The organism is Klebsiella sp. MISC125 (genome assembly GCF_051131775.1).
Classification (GTDB): domain Bacteria; phylum Pseudomonadota; class Gammaproteobacteria; order Enterobacterales; family Enterobacteriaceae; genus Klebsiella.
Map to the genome: position 1 here is coordinate 2,487,346 of NZ_CP180448.1, position 23,891 is coordinate 2,511,236.

A 23,891-nucleotide genomic window follows, 5' to 3' on the forward strand; every position below is an offset into this window, starting at 1 on the left:
ACGCGCATCCTGTATGATGCCCCCAGACTAACCTTAGCAACGCTGGTACTACTCCCTCACAATGACCCTTTTAGCTCTTGGCATTAATCACAAAACAGCCCCGGTAGCGCTGCGAGAACGCGTAACGTTTTCGCCGGATACGCTCGACCAGGCGCTGGAGAGCTTGCTGGCTCAGCCAATGGTGCAGGGCGGGGTGGTGCTGTCGACCTGCAACCGTACGGAACTTTACCTCAGCGTTGAAGAGCAGGATAACCTCCAGGAAGTCCTGATCCGCTGGCTGTGTGACTATCACGGCCTGAATGAAGACGAACTGCGTAAAAGCCTCTATTGGCACCAGGATAACGATGCGGTCAGCCATTTGATGCGCGTTGCCAGCGGGCTGGACTCGCTGGTGCTTGGCGAACCACAGATCCTCGGACAAGTGAAAAAAGCCTTTGCCGATTCCAGCCGCGGGCATCTGAACGTCAGCGAACTGGAGCGCATGTTCCAGAAGTCGTTCTCGGTGGCCAAACGCGTGCGTACCGAAACCGATATTGGTGCCAGCGCGGTCTCCGTCGCGTTTGCTGCCTGTACTCTGGCGCGTCAAATCTTTGAATCACTGTCAAGCGTCACGGTGCTGCTGGTCGGCGCCGGGGAAACCATCGAACTGGTGGCCCGCCATTTGCGTGAGCACAAGGTGCGCAAGATGGTGATTGCCAACCGTACCCGTGAGCGTGCTCAGGCGCTGGCCGAAGAAGTCGGCGCAGAGGTCATCTCCCTGAGTGATATCGACGAACGTTTGAAAGAAGCCGACATTATTATTAGCTCTACCGCCAGCCCGCTGCCCATTATCGGCAAAGGGATGGTGGAGCGCGCGTTGAAGGCGCGCCGCAATCAGCCGATGCTGCTGGTAGATATCGCGGTACCACGTGATGTTGAACCCGAAGTTGGCAAGCTGGCGAACGCCTATCTCTATAGCGTGGACGATCTACAAAACATCATTCAGCATAATCTGGCGCAGCGAAAAGCCGCGGCGGTGCAGGCTGAAACCATTGTCGAGCAGGAAACCAGCGAATTTATGGCCTGGCTGCGTGCCCAGAGCGCCAGCGAGACTATCCGCGAATATCGTTCCCAGGCTGAGCTGGTCCGCGACGAGCTGACGGCGAAGGCGCTTGCTGCGCTGAGCCAGGGCGGCGATGCGCAGGAAATCATGCAGGACCTGGCGCGTAAGTTGACTAACCGCCTGATCCACTCGCCAACCAAATCTCTTCAGCAGGCTGCCCGTGACGGGGATGATGAACGCCTGCATATTCTGCGCAACAGCCTCGGGCTGGAATAGCGCACCTTTCTCTCTTTTTTAGGACAGGGTGATTTCACGCCTATGAAGCCTTCTATTGTTGCCAAACTGGAAGCTCTTTACGAGCGCCACGAGGAAGTTCAGGCGCTACTCGGCGATGCTGCGACCATCGCCGATCAAGATAAATTTCGCGCATTATCGCGAGAGTACGCACAGCTGAGCGACGTGGCTCGTTGCTATACCGACTGGCGTCAGCTGCAGGATGATATTGAAACTGCGCAGATGATGCTCGACGACCCGGAAATGCGCGAAATGGCGCAGGAAGAGCTGCGTGAAGCGAAAGAAAAAGGCGAGCAGATGGAACAGCAGCTGCAGGTTCTGCTGCTGCCAAAAGATCCGGATGACGAACGCAACGCTTTTGTCGAAGTGCGCGCCGGTACCGGCGGTGATGAAGCAGCGTTGTTTGCCGGCGATCTGTTCCGTATGTACAGCCGTTATGCCGAAGCCCGCCGCTGGCGTGTTGAAATCATGAGCGCTAACGAAGGCGAACATGGTGGTTTTAAAGAAGTAATTGCTAAGATCAGCGGCGATGGTGTCTATGGTCGCCTGAAGTTCGAATCTGGCGGTCATCGCGTTCAACGCGTACCGGCAACCGAGTCTCAGGGGCGTATCCATACTTCTGCCTGCACCGTGGCGGTGATGCCGGAGCTGCCGGAAGCCGAAATGCCGGAAATTAACGCGGGCGATCTGCGTATTGACACCTTCCGCTCTTCGGGTGCTGGCGGTCAGCACGTTAACACCACCGATTCGGCTATTCGTATTACCCACTTGCCAACCGGTATTGTCGTCGAGTGCCAGGACGAACGTTCACAGCACAAAAACAAAGCCAAAGCCTTGTCGGTGCTGGGCGCGCGTATTCGCGCTGCGGAAGTGGCTAAACGCCATCAGGCGGAAGCCTCCGAACGCCGTAACCTGTTGGGCAGCGGCGATCGCAGCGATCGTAATCGCACCTATAACTATCCGCAGGGGCGCGTCACCGACCACCGCATCAACCTGACGCTTTACCGTCTGGATGAGGTGATGGAAGGAAAACTTGATATGCTCATTGAGCCGATCGTGCAGGAATATCAAGCCGATCAGCTGGCAGCGCTTTCCGAGCAGGAATGATGACATTTCAGCAGTGGTTGACCCAGGCCATAACCCGCCTGAGCCAAAGCGAAAGTCCGCGCCGGGATGCCGAAATCTTGCTCGGCCACGTGACCGGCAAAGCGCGGACTTATATTCTCGCGTTTGACGAAACGACGCTGACGGAGCAACAGTTAGCTGAGCTGGAAACGCTGCTCAGCCGTCGCTCGCAGGGTGAGCCGGTGGCTCACCTGGTCGGTCAGCGTGAGTTCTGGTCGCTGCCGCTGTTTGTCTCCCCGGCGACGCTTATTCCGCGCCCGGACACCGAATGTCTGGTTGAGCAGGCCCTGGAGCGATTGCCTGGGGCACCGTGCCGGATCCTCGATCTCGGCACCGGCACTGGCGCTATCGCTCTGGCGTTAGCCAGCGAACGCCCGGACTGTCTGCTGACAGCCGTCGACTTTATGCCTGATGCGGTTGCGCTGGCCGAGCGCAACGTCGCTCATCTCGCTATCGATAACGTCTCCGTGCGGCAAAGCAACTGGTTCAGCGCGCTCGCCGGGCAGCAATTCGACATGATAGTCAGCAATCCCCCCTATATCGACGAAACCGACCCGCATCTTGAACAGGGCGATGTGCGCTTTGAGCCAAAAACGGCGCTGGTTGCTGCCGACAGTGGGTTTGCCGATTTGGCGCATATTATCCGTGAAGGCCGTCGTTTCCTTGTCCCCGGCGGCGTTATGCTGCTGGAGCATGGCTGGACGCAGGGTGAAGCGGTGCGCGAGTTATTTCGCGAGGCCGGGTACCTCGGTGTCTCCACCTGCCGCGATTACGGAGATAACGAACGTCTGACGTTGGGGCTGATACCGGGAGGGACGCATGAACCTGTTTAGCGCCGTGCTGTATCTGCATATTGCCAGCGTGGTGGTCTCGGTCAGCCTGTTCGTGTTGCGCTACTGGTGGAGCTGGAGCGGTAGTCGTCTGCTCAATCAGCGCTGGGTACGCATTGCGCCGCACTGTAGCGATACCGTGCTGTTTCTCAGCGGCGCAGGATTAATGGCAATAACGCACTATCTGCCGTTTACCGAGGACGGTACATGGCTGACTGAAAAGCTGTTTGGCGTTATCATTTATATCGCATTGGGTTTTATCGCGTTGGGCCGTCGTCGCCCGCGCAGCCAGCAGAGTCGGTTTATCGCCTTTCTGTTGGCCCTGGTGGTGTTGTTCATCATCATTCAACTCGCCATCACAAGAATACCGTTACTGGGGTAAGTCATGAGGTCGTTAGCTGATTTCGAATTTAATAAAGCGCCATTATGTGATGGCATGGTCCTCATTTCCGAATTAATCCGCGACGATTTTCCGACGCACTATGTGCAGGATGAACTGGAGCGGTTGCTAGGTCTGGCGCAGGAGGAGATTGCTTCTTCCTGGGATCAGGAACGCCAGATCGAGCGTTTGCTGGAACTTTTTTACAAGGACTGGGGATTCAGCGCATCCCACGGCGTCTACCGCCTGTCCGACGCCCTGTGGATTGATAAGGTTCTGAACAACCGACAGGGCAGCGCGGTGTCATTAGGTGCTGTCCTGTTGTGGATTGCTCAGCGTCTGTCGCTGCCGGTTGTACCGGTGATTTTCCCAACACAGATGCTGCTTCGCGCCGATCCCGAAGAGAGCGAAGAGATGTGGCTTATCAACCCGTTCAATGGCGAAACCCTGAACGAGCACACTCTGGAGGTCTGGCTGAAGGGCAATATTAGTCCGCTTGCCGAGCTGTTTAATGAGGATCTTGATGAGGCTGATAACGCGGAAGTGATCCACAAACTGCTTGATACTCTGAAATCAGCCCTGATGGAAGAGCGGCAGATGGAACTGGCGTTAGGCACCAGCGAGGCGCTTTTGCAGTTCAATCCAGAAGACCCGTATGAAATTCGCGATCGCGGACTGATTTACGCCCAGCTTGAGTGCGATCATGTGGCATTGCAGGATCTCAACTACTTCGTGGAGCAGTGCCCGGAAGACCCGATCAGCGAAATGATCCGTGCGCAGATCAACACCATTTCGCATAAACAAATTACATTGCATTAGTCTGAAACCAATCCGGTTACACCCTGATAAGGCGAACTTATGAAACAAAAAGTGGTTAGCATTGGTGATATCAACGTAGCAAACGACCTGCCATTCGTTCTGTTTGGTGGGATGAACGTGCTGGAGTCCCGCGATCTTGCGATGCGTATCTGCGAACACTATGTGACCGTCACGCAGAAGCTGGGCATTCCCTATGTGTTCAAAGCCTCTTTTGATAAAGCTAACCGTTCTTCCATCCACTCCTATCGCGGGCCGGGTCTGGAAGAAGGGATGAAGATTTTCCAGGAGCTGAAACAGACTTTTGGTGTGAAAATCATCACCGATGTTCACGAAGCCAGCCAGGCGCAGCCGGTTGCTGATGTGGTTGACGTTATCCAGCTGCCAGCGTTCCTGGCGCGCCAGACTGACCTGGTCGAAGCGATGGCGAAAACCGGTGCGGTCATTAACGTTAAGAAACCGCAGTTCGTGAGCCCGGGCCAGATGGGTAACATCGTCGATAAATTTATCGAAGGCGGTAACGACCAGATTATTTTGTGCGATCGCGGTGCTAACTTCGGCTACGACAACCTGGTTGTCGATATGCTGGGCTTTGGCGTGATGAAAAAATCGTCCAATAACTCACCGGTTATCTTTGATGTGACCCACGCGCTACAGTGTCGCGACCCGTTTGGCGCGGCCTCCGGCGGTCGTCGTGCACAGGTTGCTGAACTGGCGCGTGCCGGTATGGCGGTAGGTATCGCCGGTCTGTTCATCGAAGCCCACCCGGATCCTGAACATGCGAAATGTGACGGTCCGTCCGCGCTGCCGCTGGATAAACTGGAGCCGTTCCTCAAGCAAATGAAAGCCATCGACGATCTGGTCAAAGGCTTTGATGAGCTGGATACCAGCAAGTAATTGCCCCTGATATGACAAAAGCCTGCCCGTTGCAAAACCGGCAGGCTTTTTTATGTCCCCAGCAAGCTTACGCAGCCGGGGGAGAGTCAGGCAAAAATAGTCATCAGGTAGGCGGCAAATAGCGCCAGGTGCGCCGCGCCGTTGAGTACATTGGTGCGCCCGGTAGAGAAGGAAATATGGCATAGCACCAACGAGGCGACCATCACCACCATCTCCGGTGCGCCAAGGCCAAAGAGTAGATCGTTACCGGTGAGGATAGCGATTAACGTCACCACCGGAACCGTCAGGGAAATCGTTGCCAGCACCGACCCGAAGAACAGGTTCATCGCCCGCTGAACCTGGTTGTTCAGTACCGCTTTTAGCGCACCAAGGCCTTCCGGGGAGAGGATCAGCAGGGCGACCAGGAAGCCGGTAAAGGCCACAGGCGCGTTCATGCTGGTCAGCAGAGTCTCCAGTGGATTGGCGTTCATTTTGGTGACGGCGATAACCGCAACCAGATGTACCAGCAGCCAGGCGGTATGCCACTTGCTGCTATGCGCAGACGGCTTGCCATGATGCGGGTCGTCGTCGTCGCTGTCATCTTCGTGCTCGTAAATAAACAGGCTCTGGTGGGTTTTGGTCTGAATCAGCAGAAATACACCATACATTCCAGCAGATATCAGCGCGACCAGCAGCGCCTGTCCAGTGGTGAAGTTGGCCCCCGGTAGCGCCATCGGGAAAACCAGCACGATAATTGCCAGTGGGAACAGGGCAATTAAGTACTGTTTGATGCCGAACAGATTCATATATTGGGTGGCAAATTTACGCCCACCAAGAAGTAGTGAAAAGCCCACCAGACCGCCGGTGACGATCATAATGATCGAATAAAGCGTGTCACGCATCAGGGTTGGCGCGGCGTCGCCGGTGGCCATTAATGCGGAAATCAGACTAACTTCGAGAATAACCACCGAGAGGCTCAAAATTAACGAGCCATAGGGTTCGCCGAGGCGATGCGCCAGAACGTCGGCGTGGCGTACTACGCTAAATGCGCTGCTCAGAATCCCGACCAGCGCCAGAATATTTATTGCAATGACCACTGGCAGTGACTGGCTGCTTCCCAGAAAAAACAGCACCGCCAGCGCCAGAACCGGAAAGGCGAGGGTGGTCTCCTTGTGGCGGGTTTTTACCGCCTCATGTGCTTCGGTCATGAATTATCTCCAGGTGTGCAGGTGTTATAATTATAGATAGCGTAAGTTAATAAAATAACAGACATTGATGAAAGTAATTTGTTTTTTTACTTAAATTTACCACTCTTGCCTTATAAAACTGATAGATTGCCATAAACTGCGGTTACTGTTGTTTTGTATTTATTATTCAGATAATTACTAAAGTATCTTTCTCATTTATCTATCGCCTTGCCAACCAGAAAATCACCTTCCAGACTTAATGTTCATACGCAATCTGGAGGTTATCATGCCTTATCGCAGCAAAAGTGAATTACCCGAGAGCGTTCAGCACGTCCTGCCCGCACATGCCCAGGAGATCTATAAAGAAGCGTTTAACAGCGCTTGGGATCAGTACAAACACAAAGAAGACCGACGAGATGACGCCAGCCGTGAAGAAACGGCGCATAAAGTCGCCTGGGCGGCGGTAAAAAATGATTATGAAAAAGGCGACGATGATAAGTGGCATAAGAAGAAATAATCACTTTTACTGCGTAATCTGCTGCCTGAGCCCTTGCCCACCGGGCGTTCATTGCTTATTGTCAAATAAAGCTGGATAATAATTCGGCAATATTTCATGGATGGCATCAGATAATCGCCGGGAAGCGGGCAGTGGTGGAGGTAGTAGAAAGTGTTAACTCGTGATTTCTTACTGAATGCGGATTGTAAAACAGCGTTTGGCGCTATTGAGGAATCGCTTCTCTGGTCGGCAGAGCAACGGGCAGCTTCTTTGGCTGCGACCCTGGCCTGTCGTCCGGACGATGGCTCGGTATGGATCTTTGGCTATGGTTCCCTGATGTGGAACCCGGCGCTTGAATACAGTGAATCCTGTACCGGCACGCTGCCTGGCTGGCACCGTGCGTTTTGCCTGCGGCTCACCGCCGGGCGCGGTAGCGCAAATCAGCCGGGTCGTATGTTGGCCCTGAAAGAGGGTGGACGCACGACTGGCGTAGCCTACCGCCTGCCTGATGAAACCCTGGAAGAAGAGCTGACGCTCCTGTGGAAGCGGGAAATGATCACCGGCTGCTATCTGCCGACCTGGTGCAAACTGGAGCTGGATGATGGGCGCACCGTGAACGCGCTGGTGTTTATTATGGACCCGCGCCATCCGCTGTTTGAGGCGGATACCAGCGCCCAGGTGATTGCGCCGCTGATAGCACGCGCTAGCGGGCCGCTTGGCACCAATGCCCAGTATCTGTTCTCCCTTGAGCAGGAGCTGTGCAAGCTCGGCATGCACGATGACTGCCTTGATGACCTGGTCAGCAAGGTGCGTAATCTGCTTGGGGATAATAGCCAGCCGGGGCTGGCTTAAGAATGAAGCGCCCGGGGAAAACCGGGCGTTTGCTATCAGGCGGGAACGTAGCTGATTGAGTGCTCCAGCGACTGGCTGTGGCTGTCGATGAGAACGTTCCAGGTACCATTGTAAGGTACGGTCAGATACGCGCTATCTCTGTCCTGCACACTCAGAATATCCGCATGACTATCGCCAGGAACTTTGGCGCTCATCAGGTGAATGTGGCAGCGTTCGGAACAACGCACCACCAACGTATCACCACCAAACAACGTTAAACTTGCTTTTACCATTGCCATTTAATCTCAACCCCGTTTCTGTCTACAGCGTCCTGCCTGCCCATTTCCACGCGTGATATGGTTCACACTTTGGTCTATGCATAACACCAAAGGGGAGGGATGCAGATGCTGATTTTGATCAACAAAAGGAGTAAAGATTAAACAAAAATGACGTTGTTCCTGAAAGCATTCAGCTGGCATTGTTTTTCCATCAATAAACGCCGCCAGCCTGATATTTAATCCCGTTTAAAAGAGATTCTTCAGAAGGTCAGGACTTTATCCGCCGCCAGCGTCCACTGCGCCAGTTCAACAAGCGTACCAATCTCCACGCCGTCAATCAGCGGTAACGTGCTGATTCCCCGGCCATCGGCGCAGGTCTTACACAGCTTCACAGGCACGTTTTGCGCGGTGAGGATCTCCAGCATCTGCTGAATGTTGTAGCCTTCCGCCGGTTTCTGGCCGCGCAGACCTGCGGTGACCGCATCAGACATTAAAAATAGCTTGAGTTCGAGGTCGGATTGCTGCTCACGCAGAGCGATAGCCAGACGCAGGCTGTTGAACAGGGATTCGCTGCCGTAGGCGGCACCGTTAGCGATAATCACAACACGTTGCATAAGGACTCCTTCTATAAGGCACGGTTATTGCTTGGCTGAAGTATAAAGCGTTAACCCGGGAGAGGGGTATGAATAATATGGCTGGCAATGCGCCCGAGGCGGGCGACTGGTTTGCACGTGCGCGTCGATTGCAGAGACAGCAGTTACATCAGCTGGCGCAGCAGGGGGAACTGGCAAGTCAAATAAGTGCTCTGGTGCATATGCTTCAGTGCGAGCGAGGTGCGTCAAACATCTGGTTGTGCTCGGGAGGCCGACTTTACGCCGCGGAGTGCCGGGCGGGTGCGGCGCTGGTGGATGAGCAATTAACGCTATTCTATGCGGCGCTTGACCCAGCCCGCAGCTCAGCCAGCAGCGCGCTGTGCTGGCGTATCGCCAGCGCGGTCTGGTACTTGACGCAGCTAACGGTCCTACGCGAGCGCGTTCGCGGTCAGAAAATTGCCGCCGAGGAGGCGACGGGGCAATTTAGCCTTATCATCCGCCATCTGTTGAATATTGTCCCGCAGCTCAATGACAGCATCGACGATCCGCAAATCGCCGGGCGTATGGTGGCGCTCTACAGCTTTATGCAGGGGAAAGAGCTGGTCGGGCAGGAGCGTGCGCTGGGCGCGCTGGGCTTTGCTCGCGGGCAGTTTAGCGGTGAACTGCGCCAGCAACTGGTGGACCGTATTGACGGTCAGCAGCCCTGCTTTGACAGCTTCCTGGCCCTGGCTCATCCCCCGCAAACGACCCTGTTTGCTGAACAGTGTCAGGCCAGCCTGGAAATCGAACAGCTGCGGCGTATTGCCTGTACTCGCCAACCTCCTGCGGATGATGGCGAAACGGCATTGCGCTGGTTTTGCGCCCAGACTCAGCGCCTGGAGCAACTGCGCGGAGTGGAAGAGCTGCTGATTGTTGAGCTGCTTAACGCGACCGACGCCCTGCTGGAAGAAGAACAGGCCCCGCCAACTGACTGGCAGGATGCGGATGTCAGCGATAGCGTCTCCCATCGGCTGGATAAACAGCTGTTGCCGCTGGTTCGTCAGCAGGCCCACGAGCTGCAACAGCTCTCCGGACAACTGGCGTCGTTAAAGGATGCGCTGGAAGAGCGCAAGCTGATTGAAAAAGCCAAAAGCGTGCTGATGGCACACCAGGGAATGCAGGAGGAGCAGGCCTGGCAGGCGCTACGCAAAATGGCGATGGACAAAAATCAGCGCATGGTGGAGATAGCCCGAGCGCTGCTGACGGTGAAGTCGTTATGGCAAGTAACCCCAAAGGAGTAGATGCACAATCAGTGGGCATTTACTGCCAGCCGACGGTGCAATATTGCTGCGAGCCGAACGACTGACGTGGTGAAAAAGGCGGAAAATGGCCCTGTGCAAATCTGGCATCGGCTTTGCATTAAATAAAACGAGTGAATAAAAGTTTTGGGCAACGGGCCAATGGCGGTGCGTGTGTCCATGGATAAAGGCGTCCTGCAGTGCGTAAGCACTGCCGGGCGCTTTTTTTTGCGCGTTTCTGGAGCGGTTATGGGCGATAAGTTTTCGATTTCACGGCGGCGTTTATTACAGGCGGGGGCCGCGCTGGGCGGCGCGATGCTGCTGCCCGGCATGATGCAGGCGGCGTGGGCGGCAGGTTCGGATAAGCCGGAACAGACCACCGTGCGGGTGGGTTTTATTCCGCTAACCGACTGCGCGCCCTTAGCCATTGCCTCCCTGAAGGGGTTTGATAAAAAGCACGGCATCACCCTCGTGCCGAGCAAAGAGGCAAGTTGGGCGGCGGTGCGCGACAAGCTGGTCGCCGGAGAGCTGGATGCGGCGCACATTCTGTACGGCATGCTCTACGGCCTCGAGCTGGGTATCGCCAGTAAACCGCAGGCGATGGCTAACCTGATGACTCTTAACCGCAACGGCCAGGCCATTACCCTCTCCAGCGAACTGCAGGAGAAGGGCGTCACCGACCTTAGCGGGCTAAAAAAACTGATCGGCCAGAGCGCGCCGGGCAGCTACACCTTCGCGCATACCTTCCCCACCGGCACCCACGCGATGTGGCTCTACTACTGGCTGGCAAGCGGCGGAATTAATCCCTTTGAGGATGTGCGCACCGTGGTAGTGCCGCCGCCGCAAATGGTGATGAATATGCGCATCGGCAATATGAGCGGTTTCTGCGTCGGCGAGCCGTGGAACGCGCGCGCCATTAACGATCGCATCGGCTTTACCGCTGCTACCTCGCAGGATATCTGGCCGGAACATCCGGAAAAAATTCTCGGTACTCGCAGCGAATGGGTTGAGCGCAATCCCAACACCGCGCGCGCGCTGGTGGCGGCGGTGATGGAGGCTCAGCGCTGGATTGAAGCCTCGGCGGATAACACCCGTGAAACGGCACGGATCCTCGCTAAGCGCGCATGGCTGAACACTAAAGAGCAGTACCTCACCGGACGCATGCTCGGCGAATACGACAACGGTATCGGTCGCCGCTGGCAGGATGCGCACCCGATGCGCTTCTACGCGCAGGGTGAAGTGAGCTTCCCGTGGCTCTCGGACGGTATGTGGTTTTTGACCCAGTTTCGCCGTTGGGGATTGCTGAAGTCGGCGCCGGATTACCTGGCGGTGGCCCAGCGCATAAATCGTATTGACGTCTGGAAAGAGGCCGCACAGGCGGTGGGTGGTATTAGCACACCAACGCAACTGATGCGCAGCAGCACGTTGCTGGACGGCAAAGTCTGGAATGGGGTCGACCCGGAAGGTTACGCCCGTAGTTTCGCGATTCAACGTAAGGGGGCATGAGATGAAGCACGCATATAAAACGCAACCGCAGGCCAGCGCTGAAAAAGCGCCCGGCGAAGTGATTACTTTGCCGCCGGTGCAGGTGCGCAAAAATACGCCTCCCGTCAGCCGCTGGCTGCGAGATACCACTCAACGTCTGCTGCCGCCGCTGCTCGGTCTGGGGTTATTACTGTTGGGCTGGCAGCTGGCGGCGATGAACAGCAAAGGTTTCCCGACCCCGCTTAGCACCCTGGATTCGGCGTTGACCATTTTTGCCGATCCGTTTTATCAGGACGGACCGAACGACATGGGCATTGGCTGGAACGTGCTGGCGTCATTGCAGCGCGTGGCGGTGGGGTTTGGCCTCGCCGCGCTGGCGGGTATTCCGCTGGGCTTCCTGATTGGCCGCTCGGTATTCTTCGCCCGCATGTTTAACCCGCTGATTGCGCTGCTGCGTCCGGTTAGTCCGCTGGCCTGGCTGCCCATTGGCCTGCTGCTGTTCCAGAAAGCGGAACCCGCTTCCAGCTGGACCATTTTTATCTGCTCTATCTGGCCGATGGTGATCAACACCGCCGAGGGCGTGCGCCGCATCCCAGAGGACTATCTCAACGTGGCCCGCGTGCTGCAGCTTTCCGAATGGACGGTGATGCGCAAGATCCTCTTTCCGGCGGTATTACCCTCGGTGCTGACCGGGGTTCGTCTCTCCATCGGCATCGCCTGGCTGGTGATCGTCGCCGCTGAAATGCTCACCGGTGGCTTAGGGATCGGTTTCTGGATCTGGAACGAGTGGAACAACCTCAACGTAGAAAACATCATCATCGCCATCGTCATCATCGGCGTGGTCGGGTTACTGCTGGAACAAGGGCTGATGCTGCTTGCCCGTCGTTTTAGCTGGCAGGAAAAATAAGGAGCCGCAAATGAAACCATTAATTCAGGTCCAGGCCGTCAGCCAGCGCTTTAACACCGCCAGCGGCGAATTCCTCGCATTGCAGAATGTCTCCTTCGACATCTATGAAGGGGAGACCATTAGCCTGATTGGCCACTCCGGCTGCGGCAAATCAACCCTGCTCAATCTGATTGCCGGGATCACCCTGCCGACGGAAGGCGGCCTGCTGTGCGACAACCGTGAAATCGCCGGGCCGGGGCCGGAACGCGCGGTGGTGTTCCAGAACCACTCCCTGCTGCCGTGGTTAACCTGCTTCGATAACGTGGCGCTGGCGGTGGATCAGGTCTTTCGTCGCAGCATGAGCAAAGCCGAACGCAAAGAGTGGATTGAGCACAACCTCGAGCGCGTGCAGATGGGGCACGCCCTGCATAAGCGTCCGGGGGAAATTTCCGGCGGTATGAAGCAGCGCGTCGGCATCGCCCGGGCGCTGGCAATGAAGCCGAAAGTGCTGCTGCTGGATGAACCCTTTGGCGCACTCGATGCCCTGACCCGGGCGCATTTACAGGACGCGGTAATGCAGATCCAGCAGTCGCTGAACACCACTATCGTGATGATTACCCATGACGTTGATGAAGCGGTGCTGCTTTCCGACCGGGTACTGATGATGACCAACGGCCCGGCGGCGACGGTTGGGGAGATCCTTGATGTGAACCTGCCGCGCCCGCGTAACCGCGTGCAGTTGGCGGACGACAGCCGCTATCACCATCTGCGCCAGCAGATCCTGCATTTCCTCTATGAAAAACAGCCGAAAGCGGCATAGGGAGGCGGCGATGAAGCGGCAACTGGTGATTATCGGCAACGGCATGGCGGCGACTCGCCTGGCGCAGGCGCTGGTGGAGCGCGATGCGCAGCGGTTTAGCATCACGATTATTGGTGATGAACCGTGCCAGGCCTACAACCGTATTCAGCTGTCGCCGGTGCTTGGTGGGGAGAAAACGGCACCCGAGACGCAACTGCTGTCAGAGGAGTGGTACCAGCAGCATGACGTTACGGTACGTGCAGGTGAGTCGGTAACGGCGGTAGATATTCAGGCCCGCACTCTACAAACCACCGACGGAAAACTTTGCTGGGATGAGCTGGTATTCGCCACAGGATCGCTGCCGTTTATGCCGCCGCTGTCGGGTATTGAGCTGCCGCACGTTTTTGCTTTTCGCACTCTGGCGGACGTTGAGGCCATTCTGGCAATCAACGGTCCGGCGGTGGTGATTGGCGGCGGGGTGCTCGGCGTCGAAGCGGCCGCCGCGCTACAACGTTATGGTGACAGTGTCACTTTGTTGCATCGCGGGCGCTGGTTGATGGAGCAACAGACCGATGCTTTTGCCGGTGAACAGCTGCAAATACAGCTCGCCGAGCGTGGGATCCGCTGTGTGATGGAGAGCCGCATCGCCGCCATTAATGAACGCGAAGTGCTGCTGGAAGATGGCCGCGCCTTTGCCGCCTCGCGGGTGGTACTGGCGACCGGCGTGCAGCCCAACAAACTGCTGGCCGAGCGCAGCGGGCTGGCGTGTGGTCGCGGAATTATCGTCGACAGTCAGCTGGCCACCGCGCAGCCGGGCGTCAGCGCCATTGGTGAATGCTGCGAAATTGACGGTCAGACCTGGGGACTGGTGGCGCCGTGCCTGCGCCAGGCCGAGGTGCTGGCCGATCGTCTGTGCGGTCATCCCGGAGAAGATTTTCACTGGCAGGATAGCGGCACGCGCCTGAAAGTTACCGGTATCGAGTTATTCAGCGCCGGTGAACTGCGGGCTGATGAACAGGATGAAATTTGTACCAGCTGGGATCCGCTGGACCGCCACTACCGTCGCCTGCTGCTGCGCGACGGCAAGCTGCGCGGCGTCGTGTTGCTGGGCGATTGCGCCAGCGCCGCGCCGCTCACCGCCCTGCTGGGGGCGCATGCGCCCGCACCGGCAGACTGGCTCTTTGATCCTTCTTCAACGATGCAGCCGCGCGCTGCGGGACAAACTACAATGACAAAACCTACTTTAGTGCTGGTCGGACACGGCATGGTCGGCCACCATTTTCTTGAGCAATGCGTCAGCCGTAACCTTCATCAGCAATACCGGATTGTGGTGTTCTGCGAAGAGCGCTATGCCGCCTACGATCGGGTACATCTGTCGGAATATTTCGCCGGACGCAGCGCCGAATCGCTGTCGTTGGTGGAAGGGGACTTCTTCGCTCAGTACGGCATTGAACTGCGTTTGCGGGAATCGGTCACCAGCATTGACCGTGAAGCGCGGGTGGTGCGCGATGCTCAGGGCCACGAAACTCATTGGGATAAGCTGGTGCTGGCAACGGGCTCTTATCCGTTTGTTCCGCCGGTCTCTGGCAATGATCTCGAAGGCTGTTTTGTCTACCGTACGCTTGACGATCTGGACCAGATTGCCGCTCGTGCGGCTAACGCCAGCCGTGGGGTGGTGATCGGCGGTGGCCTGCTCGGGCTGGAAGCGGCTAATGCGCTCAAGCAACTGGGACTGGAAACGCACGTTGTGGAATTTGCGCCAAACCTGATGGCGGTACAGCTGGATAACGGCGGCGCGGCGATGCTGCGCGAGAAAATCAGCGAACTGGGCGTTGGGGTGCACACCAGCAAGGCGACGACGGAAATTGTCGAGCATGAGCAGGGACTGATGCTGAACTTCGCCGATGGCGGCTCGCTGAAGACTGATATGGTGGTGTTCTCCGCCGGTATCCGCCCGCAGGACGCGCTGGCCCGCAGCAGCGAGCTGAAAATTGGCGAACGCGGCGGGATTTGCATCGACAACCAGTGCCGCACCTCCGATCCGGATGTGCTGGCAATTGGCGAGTGCGCCCTGTGGGAGAACAAAATTTATGGTCTGGTGGCCCCCGGTTATCAGATGGCGCGCGCCGCCGCGGCGACCCTGGCGGGCGAAGAGGCCAGCTTCACTGGGGCCGATATGAGCACCAAGCTGAAGCTGCTGGGCGTCGATGTGGCCTCTTTCGGCGACGCTCAGGGACGCACGCCGGGCTGCCAGAGCTACCAGTGGACCCACGGGCCGGAGCAAATCTACAAAAAAATCGTGGTCAGTCAGGATGGTAAAACCCTGCTCGGCGGCGTACTGGTCGGCGATGCTGGCGATTATTCCACGCTGCTTCAGATGATGCTCAACGGCATGGCATTGCCCGCGCGCCCGGAAAGTTTGATTCTTCCGGCGCTGGAGGGCAGCGCGCCGAAAGCGCTCGGCGTAGCGGCATTGCCGGACAGCGCACAGATTTGCTCCTGTCACAACGTCAGTAAGGGCGATATCTGCCAAGCGGTGAGCGGCGGTGCGGGCGACATGGCGGCGATCAAGAGCTGCACTAAAGCGGCAACTGGCTGCGGTGGCTGTAGCGTGCTGGTGAAACAGGTGATGGAGTACCAGCTTGCCGAGCAGGGTGTTGAAGTCAAAAAAGATATCTGCGAGCACTTTCCATGGTCGCGTCAGGAGATCTTCCACCTGGTGCGCGTCAACCATATTCGCACCTTCGAACAGCTGATTAGCCGCTACGGTCAGGGTCACGGTTGCGAAATCTGTAAACCGCTGGTGGCTTCGGTGCTGGCCTCCTGCTGGAACGAATATCTGTTGAAACCAGCGCATCTGCCGCTTCAGGACACGAACGATCGCTACTTCGCCAATATCCAGAAAGACGGTACCTATTCGGTGGTGCCGCGCATGGCGGCGGGGGAAGTGACACCGGATGGGCTGATTGCGATCGGCCAGATTGCCAAACGCTATCAGCTGTATAGCAAAGTGACCGGCGGCCAGCGTATCGACCTGTTCGGCGCGCGCCTGGAGCAGCTTCCGGCGATCTGGCGCGAGCTGGCGGAGGCGGGCTTTGAAACCGGCCATGCCTACGGCAAATCCTTGCGCACGGTGAAATCCTGCGTCGGATCGACCTGGTGCCGTTACGGCGTGCAGGATTCCACCGGCCTGGCGGTCACCCTCGAACACCGCTACAAAGGGTTGCGCGCACCGCACAAAATTAAAATGGCGGTCTCCGGCTGCACCCGCGAATGCGCGGAAGCTCAGGGGAAGGATATCGGCGTTATCGCCACCGAAAAGGGCTGGAATCTATACGTTTGCGGCAACGGCGGCATGAAGCCGCGTCATGCCGACCTGTTCGCCAGCGACCTTGATGAAGACACGCTTATTCGCACCGTTGATCGCCTGCTGATGTTCTATATCCGTACCGCCGACCGCCTGCAGCGCACCAGTACCTGGATGGATAACCTTGAGGGCGGAGTCGACTATCTGCGTGAAGTTGTCCTTGAAGACAGTCTCGGGATTGGCGAAGAGCTGGAGCAGGAGATGGCGCGGGTGGTGGACAGCTACCAGTGCGAATGGCAAACCACCCTTAACGATCCGCAGCGGCTGGCGCTGTTTCGCTCGTTCGTTAATAGCGATGAGCCGGACGAAGCGGTACAGCGACACACCTTGCGCGGTCAGCCGCAGCTGGCCCCGCTCGCTACGCTGGCTGAACCTACGCTGCCGTCCCGTCCGTGGCAGGTCATTTGCGATCTTGAGGCCATTCCGCCGCAGGCGGGCATTGGCGCGCGGCTCGGCGAACGGCAGATTGCGCTATTCCGCTTTGGCGATCAGGTCTACGCCCTTGATAACCAGGAGCCGGGCAGTGAGGCCAACGTGCTGTCGCGCGGGCTGCTTGGCGATGCGGGCGGTGAACCGATTGTGATTTCGCCGTTGTACAAGCAGCGTATCCGCCTGCGCGACGGTCGCCAGTGTGACGGCAGCGAACAGGCGGTGCGCGCCTGGCCGGTGAAAATTGAGAACGGCAAGGTGTGGGTTGGCAACCAGCAGTTGCTTGTTCGCGCGGAGGCCTCCTGATGACCGAAACCCGAACCACGTGCCCCTATTGCGGGGTCGGCTGCGGTGTTATCGCCAGCGTGGAGACGAACGGTCAGGTGACCGTGCGCGGCGATGAACGGCACCCGGCGAACTTTGGCCGTCTGTGCGTTAAGGGCGCGGCGCTGGGGGAAACCGTCGGTCTGCAGGGAAGAATGTTGTTCCCTGAAGTCGATGGCGAACGCGCCTCGTGGCCGCAGGCGCTGGCGGCGGCGGGTTCACGCCTGCGGGAAATCATCGACCAGTACGGGCCGCAGGCGGTGGCGTTCTACGCTTCCGGACAGTTGCTGACCGAGGATTACTACGCCGCCAACAAGCTAATGAAGGGCTTTATCGGCTGCGCGAATATCGATACTAACTCACGGCTGTGTATGTCTTCGGCGGTCACTGGCTATAAACGTGCGCTGGGAGCGGACGTAGTGCCGTGCAGTTATGAAGATGTGGAAAACAGCGATCTGGTGGTGTTAGTCGGCTCGAACGCCGCCTGGGCGCATCCGGTACTTTATCAGCGGCTGGTGCAGGCGAAGCGCGATAATCCGCAGATGTGGGTGGTGGTTATTGACCCGCGTCGTACCGCCACCTGCGATATTGCTGACGTGCATCTGGCGCTGGCCCCCGGCAGCGACGGCGGGCTGTTTGTCGGCCTGCTTAACGCGATTGCTGACAGCGGCGACATTGCCGACGATTTCAGCGATGCGCAGCAGGCACTGACGCTCGCGCAGGAGTGGAGCATCGAAAAAGTGGCGCAGTTCTGCGGTTTGCCGCAGCAGCAGGTCGCCGATTTCTATCACCAGTTTATTGCCGCACCGCGCGCCATCACGCTCTATACGATGGGCATTAACCAATCCGCCAGCGGCAGCGATAAATGCAACGCCATTATTAACGCTCATCTGGCGAGCGGAAAATATGGGCGTCCGGGCTGCGGGCCGTTTTCGCTGACCGGTCAACCCAACGCGATGGGCGGGCGCGAGGTCGGTGGGCTGGCGACCATGCTGGCGGCGCATATGAACTTTGAAGCCGACGATTTACAGCGCCTGGCGCGATTCTGGGGCACTGAACGGCTGGCGCAAACACCAGGGCTGACGGCGGTGGATCTGTTTGCCGCCATTGGTCGAGGTGAAGTTAAAGCGGTGTGGATTATGGGCACCAATCCGGTAGTATCGCTGCCGGATAGTCATGCGGTGAGCGAAGCTCTGGCGGCCTGCCCGCTGGTGATTGTCTCGGATGTGGTTGCCGATACCGATACCGGACGCTTCGCCCATATTCGTTTTCCGGCGCTGGCGTGGGGAGAGAAGAACGGCACCGTGACCAACTCCGAGCGGCGGATCTCTCGCCAGCGCGCGTTTCTGCCGTCGCCTGGGGAGGCGAAAGCCGACTGGTGGATCGTTGCTCGCGTGGCGCAAGAGCTGGGCTTTGGCCCCGCCTTTGCCTGGCAGCATTCTCATGACGTATTCAACGAGCACGCCGCGCTGTCGGGTTTTGAAAATAACGGCCAGCGGGCGTTTGATATCGGCGGGCTGGCGAACCTCAGCCTTGAAGCCTGGGATGCGCTGGAACCTGTGCGTTGGCCAGTGAGTCGCAGCCCAGCAGCATGGAGTTTGCATAAGGGCTGGCACCGGGATGGCAAGCTGCGCATGGTGCCCGTCGCCCCGCAGCCGACCCGGGCGGCGACCGATGCGTTTTATCCGCTGATCCTCAACAGCGGGCGGATCCGCGATCAGTGGCACACCATGACCCGCACCGGCTCGGTGCCCAGGCTGATGCAGCATATCGCCGAACCGGTGGTGGAGGTGGCAGCAGAAGATGCGCAGCGTTATCACCTGCTGGAAGGTGAATTAGCGCGGGTCCGCTCACCGAATGGGGTGATGGTAGCAAAAGTGATTATCAGCGATGGGCAGCGCCCCGGCTCGCTGTTCGTGCCGATGCACTGGAATAATCAATTTGCTCGCCAGGGAAGGGTGAATAACCTGCTGATGGCGGTCACCGACCCTCACTCCGGGCAGCCGGAGAGTAAACAGGTGGCGGTAGCAATTGCCGCCTGGCTTCCAGCCTGGAAAGGTGAACTCTTTTCCCGCCAGCCGGTTCCAATACCCGCTTCGTTGCACTGGCGACGGCGGGCCGCGCAGGGCATAAGCCATCTTTCCCTCGCCGGGGATATCAGCCCTCGCCGGTGGCTGACCGACTGGTGTCAGCAGCAGGGATGGCAAATGCAGGTCGCCGAGGGCGGCAAGGTCTGGAACCTGCTGGCGTGGCAGGACGGAGAGCTGATGCTTGGCTGGTGGAGCGATGTCCGTGAACCGGTGATTGACGCCGAGTGGATTAACGCCGCGTTTCGTACTCCGCCGCAGGATGCTGCTCAGCGCCACGCGCTGTTGAGCGGCAGAAAGGGCGGCGATACGGTGCCGCGCGGGCGTATTATCTGTAGCTGCTTTAGCGTGGGCGAGCGGGCGATAAATGAAGCCATCGCCAGCGGCTGCCGGACGCCTGCAGCGCTGGGCGCACAACTAAAATGCGGCACCAACTGCGGCTCCTGTATCCCGGAGCTTAAGGCGCTGCTGGCGGAAAATCTAACGCAAGCCTGAGATTCAGTATATTCCTGGAATCATGCTGAAGGCTGCGAGGGATGGCAAAAAACGATAAACTTACGTTTTACTGTCATCCTTCCTGAGTAGACGTAACCGATTTGAGCTCTTTGTTGTTCCGCGTAACCCCGTATTTGCCCCTTCTCCTGCTGCTGACAGGTATTCCCGCCCGCGCATTGCAGGATAACCAGGCGTTCTCCCGGCCTCCTGATACGTTACCCGATCTCGGTATGGCGCCTCAGGTTGATGATGACGCCAGGCATTTTGCCGAAATGGCGAAAAAATTTGGCGAAGCCAGTATGAGCGATAACGGTCTGACAACCAGCGAACAGGCGCGAGTATTCGCCATCGGCAAGCTGGGGAATGAGGTCAGCCACCAGCTGGAAAACTGGCTCTCGCCGTGGGGCAACGCCAATGTCGATCTGCTGGTCGATAAAGAGGGGCAATTTACCGGTAGTAAAGGAAGCTGGTTTGTCCCGTTACAGGATAACGGCGACTATCTCACCTGGAACCAGTACTCGGTCACGCAGCGGGATAACGGGCTGGTGGGCAATATTGGCCTTGGTCAGCGCTGGCGGATGGGCTCCTGGCTGCTGGGCTATAACTCGTTCTATGACAAAGTCCTGGATGATCGCCTGGCGCGAGGCAGCGTTGGAGCTGAGGCCTGGGGGGAATCGATGCGTCTGTCGGCGAACTACTATCAACCGCTTAGCGGCTGGCAGCAAAGGAGTAGCGTGACCCAGCAGCAGCGTATGGCCAGCGGCTACGATGTGACCGCCCAGGCGCGGCTGCCGTTTTATCAGCATATTAATACCAGCGTCAGCGTGGAGCAGTATTTTGGCGATAACGTTGACCTGTTCCACTCGGGTACCGGTTATCACAATCCAGTGGCGGTGTCGGTGGGGCTGAATTACACCCCCGTTCCGCTGGTGACGGTGACGGCTAAACATAAACAAGGCGAGAGCGGCGTCAGCCAAAACGATGTGGGATTGAAGCTCAACTATCGCTTTGGCGTACCGTTAAAACAGCAACTGGCGGCCGATGAAGTGGCGGTAAGCCGTTCGCTGCGCGGCAGTCGTTACGATAGCCCGGAACGCGATAATCTGCCGGTGGTTGAATATCGTCAGCGCAAAACCTTGTCAGTGTATCTGGCGACGCCGCCGTGGGATCTTCAGCCGGGGGAAACGGTGCAGCTGAAACTGCAAATTCGCAGCCTGCACGGGATAAAGTCGCTGAGCTGGCAGGGCGATACTCAGGCGCTAAGCCTGACGCCGCCGCTAGAGGCAAACGGTCCGGATGGTTGGAGCATCATTATGCCGCGTTGGAACAGTGACGCCGGGGCGAGCAATCGCTGGCATCTTTCGCTGGTGGTAGAGGATAAAACGGGTCAGCGCGTCTCATCCAATGAGATCGCACTGGCGCTGACCGAGCCGCTGGTGAGCTTACCGGCCGGGGGCGAATCCTTGCAGCATATGCCCTAGAATACGCGCTCCTGATGAACCCAAACCGCCGCTTCCACGCGTGATTTCAGCTTCATTTTCTTCAGCATATGCTTGACGTGCACTTTTACGGTGCTTTCGGTGATATCCAGACGGCGGGCGATCATTTTGTTCGGCAGGCCCTGGGCAATCAGCTTGAGAATGTCGCGCTCGCGCGGGGTAAGCTGGCTGATATCGCGATCGGACGTAGCGCGGTTGGCACGCAGGCTGGCTGCCAGCACCGGGGTTAATGCTTCGCTGAGCACCATTTCGCCCGCTGCCGCCTGTTGCAGTGCTTTCAGCAGATCTTCCGGTTCCATATCTTTCAGCAGGTAACCATCGGCACCGCGTTTCAGGGCGGTAACCACATCTTCTTCATGATTCGACACGCTAAACACCACCACCCGACCTGAGAGCGATTTTTCGCGCAGCTTGTCGAGGGTTTCAAGGCCGTTCATGCCCGGCATATTGAGATCCAGCAGAATCAAATCTGGATCCAGCGACTCCGCCAGGGCGATACCTTGTTCGCCATTGCTGGCCTCGCCGATAACCTGGATATCCGGGGCCATGCTGACGAGCTGTTTGACGCCGGTGCGCAACATCGGGTGATCGTCAATGAGAAGGATGGTTGCCCGTTCCTGTTGACTCATAGGGTTCTCCTTATTGGATTGAAAACGATTTTTCAGGGATAAAAGTGACGACCACTTCCGTGCCGCCGGTTTCCCGACGCCGCACCTGGCAGTCTCCGCGCAAGCTCTGGGCGCGATCGCGCATGATAATTAAGCCGTAATGGTTACTGCGCTCCGCGTGGTCCGGCACGCCGCGGCCGTTATCGGCTACCACCAGTCGGACCTGATTATCCCGCAGCGTTACGGTAACGCTGACGTCCGTCGCATTGGCATGCTTCAGGGCGTTGCTCAGCGCCTCGCGGGCGATTTGCAGCAGGTGGATTGCCTGGTGCGAGGGAACAAAACGCGGCGGCAACTGGTAGTCCAGGCGTACCGTAAAGCCGAAATGAGCGCTGTATTCCTGGCAGCTGGCTTCCAGCGCCGGGCGCAGACCGGTTTCGGTTAACTGTAGACGGAAGGTTGTTAGCAGTTCGCGCAGTTGCGCCCATGAAGTATTGAGTTCATTACGAATTTGCCCCAGCAGCTGACGGCTGGCATCCGGCAGGTCTTCGCCCTGCATCTGCAGGCAGCTGACCTGCATTTTCATGCACGAGAGCGACTGGGCAATGGAGTCGTGGAGCTCGCGGGCGATAGTGGCTCGCTCTTCCATCACGATAAGCTGCTGCTGGCGCTCCTGATGATGGTCGAGCGCGAGGGTGCCGGTGAGCTGTTCCACAAGGGTATCAACCAGTTGCTGTTGATCGTGGCTTAGATGCCGACCAACGGGCAGAGTGGCCAGCAGAATTCCGTACTGATTATGGGCGTCCGACAGTCGCCATTTCAATGTGGTTCCGGCATCGGGCAGCGGCGGCAGATCGCGCGGACACAGGTAGCAACCTTTGTCATCGCACTGAATATCGGAGTGGCAGGCGAACTCCTGGTGGTTGTCTTCATCTTCAAGATCATAAACCCGAACTTCAATATCACGCAGCAGAGTTAACCCTTGCAAACCGTTGAGCACCGGCGAGATGCGCTCACAGAGCGGGGCGTTGGAGTGCAGGCGGCGATTGGCTTGCCACAGGAAGGCGAGGATTTCATTTTTCTGCTCCAGCCCGGCGGTTTTTTCCTGCACCCGGCGTTCGAGCACCGAATAGCTCTCGGCGAGCTCTTCGGACATGTTGTTTAGCGCCATACCGAGCGTCGCCATCTCATCGCGCCCGTTAATCTGGGTACGCTGGGTAAAATCGCGTTGGCTCACCGCGCGGGCCATATCCAGCAGCTGTTTCCAGGGGCGTAACAAACGTGCGCGTAGCCAAATAATGGTAAACACCAGCAGCAGCGCCATAATGACCGCCATGATTCGCTGGATCCAGACGACGTGTTTTATCCGCTCCTCGGTGGTGTGATCGAAAGCGGTGACAAGCTGGTCGATGCGGTCAACGAAGCCGGCGACATCCGTGGCTACCGTAGCCTGATTTTGTGCCTTACGCATACCGGGTGCGAGCTCCAGTTGCCAGTAATGTTGCAGAGCCTGGAGCTGTTCTTGCTGATCGTCATGGCGAGCGGCGTACTGGAGTTCCGGACTAAAGACGGTGGCGGTCATTTCATCCAGCAGCTTTTGATCGCTTTCACGTAACGGGATGGCTGCCAGCAGTCGATAGCTCTGCATGCGCAGCGAACCGGCTTTATTAATAGCGTGCGCGCTGCCCTGAACGCCGTGCACCAGGCGAGAGGAGATAGCCATTCCGGCGACACCTATCACTGTGGCCAATAGAACGATTAACACGAGTTGATTAACCAGCGTTAGCGGCGTAAAAAGACGTTTCAACATGAGGTATGTGCTCCTGACCGGCAAATCATCCGGGAGTGGCGCTTATTCTCGGACATCCCCTGGAGTATACCCATACCC

Annotated in this window: 20 protein-coding genes; 15 read left to right on the forward strand and 5 right to left on the reverse strand. The window is 57.7% G+C overall.

Features of this window, described 5'->3' with window-relative positions; genetic code table 11:
* Positions 1-61: 61 nt before the first annotated feature.
* From hemA to kdsA, 6 genes are read left to right on the forward strand one after another with little or no spacing between them, the layout of a single operon-like run.
* On the forward strand, positions 62-1,318 hold the full coding sequence (gene hemA / locus ACMYSL_RS11740; RefSeq protein WP_304259812.1) for a glutamyl-tRNA reductase: 1,257 nt from the start codon (positions 62-64) through the stop codon (positions 1,316-1,318).
* A gap of 42 nt (positions 1,319-1,360) precedes the next feature.
* Positions 1,361-2,443 carry a peptide chain release factor 1 gene (prfA, locus tag ACMYSL_RS11745; protein ID WP_110274197.1) on the forward strand — a complete coding sequence of 361 codons (1,083 nt, stop codon included), beginning with the start codon at positions 1,361-1,363 and terminating at the stop codon, positions 2,441-2,443.
* Entirely contained in the window at positions 2,443-3,294 is an 852-nt protein-coding gene (gene prmC, locus ACMYSL_RS11750) for a peptide chain release factor N(5)-glutamine methyltransferase (protein WP_434664043.1), read from the forward strand. The genes prfA and prmC overlap by 1 nt, the downstream gene beginning before the upstream one ends.
* On the forward strand, positions 3,281-3,673 hold the full coding sequence (gene sirB2 / locus ACMYSL_RS11755; protein WP_434662972.1) for an invasion regulator SirB2: 393 nt from the start codon (positions 3,281-3,283) through the stop codon (positions 3,671-3,673). Before prmC ends, sirB2 begins: the two co-directional genes overlap by 14 nt.
* Before the next feature lie 3 nt (positions 3,674-3,676).
* Positions 3,677-4,489 (forward strand): invasion regulator SirB1, encoded by an 813-nt coding sequence (gene sirB1, locus ACMYSL_RS11760; RefSeq protein WP_112213372.1) that lies wholly within the window; start codon positions 3,677-3,679, stop codon positions 4,487-4,489.
* 39 nt (positions 4,490-4,528) lie between these two features.
* Entirely contained in the window at positions 4,529-5,383 is an 855-nt protein-coding gene (gene kdsA / locus ACMYSL_RS11765; protein ID WP_110274193.1) for a 3-deoxy-8-phosphooctulonate synthase, read from the forward strand.
* Positions 5,384-5,469: 86 nt separating this feature from the next.
* Here the strand turns inward: kdsA and chaA are convergent, their stop codons facing one another.
* Positions 5,470-6,570, reverse strand: coding sequence for a sodium-potassium/proton antiporter ChaA (gene chaA / locus ACMYSL_RS11770; RefSeq protein WP_110274192.1), 1,101 nt, complete (start codon positions 6,568-6,570; stop codon positions 5,470-5,472).
* 265 nt (positions 6,571-6,835) lie between these two features.
* On the opposite strand from chaA, the gene chaB reads away from it, so the two are divergent.
* Together chaB and ACMYSL_RS11780 are read left to right on the forward strand one after the other, a co-directional pair.
* A complete protein-coding gene (chaB, locus tag ACMYSL_RS11775) occupies positions 6,836-7,066 on the forward strand; it encodes a putative cation transport regulator ChaB (protein ID WP_112213375.1) in 231 nt (76 codons plus the stop codon).
* 150 nt (positions 7,067-7,216) lie between these two features.
* Positions 7,217-7,897, forward strand: coding sequence for a gamma-glutamylcyclotransferase (locus tag ACMYSL_RS11780; protein WP_181485863.1), 681 nt, complete (start codon positions 7,217-7,219; stop codon positions 7,895-7,897).
* Positions 7,898-7,932: 35 nt separating this feature from the next.
* Here ACMYSL_RS11780 and ACMYSL_RS11785 read toward each other — a convergent pair whose 3' ends face one another.
* Both ACMYSL_RS11785 and ACMYSL_RS11790 read right to left on the reverse strand, forming a co-directional pair.
* Entirely contained in the window at positions 7,933-8,175 is a 243-nt protein-coding gene (locus ACMYSL_RS11785) for a DUF1883 domain-containing protein (protein WP_110274189.1), read from the reverse strand.
* A gap of 239 nt (positions 8,176-8,414) precedes the next feature.
* Positions 8,415-8,768: a DsrE/DsrF/TusD sulfur relay family protein gene (locus ACMYSL_RS11790; RefSeq protein ID WP_110274188.1), complete on the reverse strand. Its 354-nt coding sequence runs from the start codon at positions 8,766-8,768 to the stop codon at positions 8,415-8,417.
* 68 nt (positions 8,769-8,836) lie between these two features.
* Between ACMYSL_RS11790 and nasR the strand changes: the two genes are divergently transcribed.
* The 7 genes from nasR to ACMYSL_RS11825 all read left to right on the forward strand — a co-directional run bounded on the left by nasR (position 8,837) and on the right by ACMYSL_RS11825 (position 21,377).
* On the forward strand, positions 8,837-10,027 hold the full coding sequence (gene nasR, locus ACMYSL_RS11795) for a nitrate regulatory protein NasR (RefSeq protein ID WP_434662979.1): 1,191 nt from the start codon (positions 8,837-8,839) through the stop codon (positions 10,025-10,027).
* Between the two features lie 246 nt (positions 10,028-10,273).
* Entirely contained in the window at positions 10,274-11,530 is a 1,257-nt protein-coding gene (locus ACMYSL_RS11800; RefSeq protein ID WP_434662982.1) for a CmpA/NrtA family ABC transporter substrate-binding protein, read from the forward strand.
* 1 nt (position 11,531) lies between these two features.
* Positions 11,532-12,416, forward strand: a complete 885-nt coding sequence (gene ntrB / locus ACMYSL_RS11805) for a nitrate ABC transporter permease (RefSeq protein WP_434662984.1) — start codon at positions 11,532-11,534, stop codon at positions 12,414-12,416.
* Positions 12,417-12,426: 10 nt separating this feature from the next.
* Positions 12,427-13,215, forward strand: coding sequence for an ABC transporter ATP-binding protein (locus ACMYSL_RS11810; protein WP_182239449.1), 789 nt, complete (start codon positions 12,427-12,429; stop codon positions 13,213-13,215).
* 10 nt (positions 13,216-13,225) lie between these two features.
* Complete coding sequence (gene nirB, locus ACMYSL_RS11815) at positions 13,226-17,296, forward strand: nitrite reductase large subunit NirB (protein ID WP_434662987.1); 4,071 nt, start codon at positions 13,226-13,228, stop codon at positions 17,294-17,296.
* Positions 17,296-19,896 carry a nitrate reductase gene (locus ACMYSL_RS11820; protein WP_434662990.1) on the forward strand — a complete coding sequence of 867 codons (2,601 nt, stop codon included), beginning with the start codon at positions 17,296-17,298 and terminating at the stop codon, positions 19,894-19,896. The genes nirB and ACMYSL_RS11820 overlap by 1 nt, the downstream gene beginning before the upstream one ends.
* A gap of 101 nt (positions 19,897-19,997) precedes the next feature.
* Positions 19,998-21,377, forward strand: a complete 1,380-nt coding sequence (locus ACMYSL_RS11825; protein WP_434662993.1) for a YchO/YchP family invasin — start codon at positions 19,998-20,000, stop codon at positions 21,375-21,377.
* Here ACMYSL_RS11825 and narL read toward each other — a convergent pair.
* The gene (gene narL / locus ACMYSL_RS11830) at positions 21,374-22,024 is read right to left on the reverse strand and encodes a two-component system response regulator NarL (RefSeq protein WP_110274181.1); all 651 of its coding nucleotides are present in this window, start codon (positions 22,022-22,024) and stop codon (positions 21,374-21,376) included. The two genes, ACMYSL_RS11825 and narL, sit on opposite strands and share 4 nt — an antisense overlap.
* 10 nt (positions 22,025-22,034) lie before the next feature.
* Positions 22,035-23,813 (reverse strand): nitrate/nitrite two-component system sensor histidine kinase NarX, encoded by a 1,779-nt coding sequence (gene narX, locus ACMYSL_RS11835; protein ID WP_182239441.1) that lies wholly within the window; start codon positions 23,811-23,813, stop codon positions 22,035-22,037.
* Positions 23,814-23,891 lie beyond the last annotated feature (78 nt).

Bases quoted from the DNA above. Each gene is read 5' to 3' on its own strand.
- prmC (WP_434664043.1), top strand. From the start codon at position 2,443: ATGACATTTCAGCAGTGGTTGACCCAGGCCATAACCCGCCTGAGCCAA.
- ACMYSL_RS11820 (WP_434662990.1), top strand. From the start codon at position 17,296: ATGACCGAAACCCGAACCACGTGCCCCTATTGCGGGGTCGGCTGCGGT.
- ACMYSL_RS11790 (WP_110274188.1), bottom strand. From the start codon at position 8,768: ATGCAACGTGTTGTGATTATCGCTAACGGTGCCGCCTACGGCAGCGAA.
- ACMYSL_RS11785 (WP_110274189.1), bottom strand. From the start codon at position 8,175: ATGGCAATGGTAAAAGCAAGTTTAACGTTGTTTGGTGGTGATACGTTG.
- narL (WP_110274181.1), bottom strand. From the start codon at position 22,024: ATGAGTCAACAGGAACGGGCAACCATCCTTCTCATTGACGATCACCCG.
- ACMYSL_RS11800 (WP_434662982.1), top strand. From the start codon at position 10,274: ATGGGCGATAAGTTTTCGATTTCACGGCGGCGTTTATTACAGGCGGGG.
- ACMYSL_RS11810 (WP_182239449.1), top strand. From the start codon at position 12,427: ATGAAACCATTAATTCAGGTCCAGGCCGTCAGCCAGCGCTTTAACACC.
- nirB (WP_434662987.1), top strand. From the start codon at position 13,226: ATGAAGCGGCAACTGGTGATTATCGGCAACGGCATGGCGGCGACTCGC.
- chaB (WP_112213375.1), top strand. From the start codon at position 6,836: ATGCCTTATCGCAGCAAAAGTGAATTACCCGAGAGCGTTCAGCACGTC.
- hemA (WP_304259812.1), top strand. From the start codon at position 62: ATGACCCTTTTAGCTCTTGGCATTAATCACAAAACAGCCCCGGTAGCG.
- narX (WP_182239441.1), bottom strand. From the start codon at position 23,813: ATGTTGAAACGTCTTTTTACGCCGCTAACGCTGGTTAATCAACTCGTG.
- prfA (WP_110274197.1), top strand. From the start codon at position 1,361: ATGAAGCCTTCTATTGTTGCCAAACTGGAAGCTCTTTACGAGCGCCAC.
- nasR (WP_434662979.1), top strand. From the start codon at position 8,837: ATGAATAATATGGCTGGCAATGCGCCCGAGGCGGGCGACTGGTTTGCA.
- chaA (WP_110274192.1), bottom strand. From the start codon at position 6,570: ATGACCGAAGCACATGAGGCGGTAAAAACCCGCCACAAGGAGACCACC.
- ntrB (WP_434662984.1), top strand. From the start codon at position 11,532: ATGAAGCACGCATATAAAACGCAACCGCAGGCCAGCGCTGAAAAAGCG.
- kdsA (WP_110274193.1), top strand. From the start codon at position 4,529: ATGAAACAAAAAGTGGTTAGCATTGGTGATATCAACGTAGCAAACGAC.
- sirB1 (WP_112213372.1), top strand. From the start codon at position 3,677: ATGAGGTCGTTAGCTGATTTCGAATTTAATAAAGCGCCATTATGTGAT.
- sirB2 (WP_434662972.1), top strand. From the start codon at position 3,281: ATGAACCTGTTTAGCGCCGTGCTGTATCTGCATATTGCCAGCGTGGTG.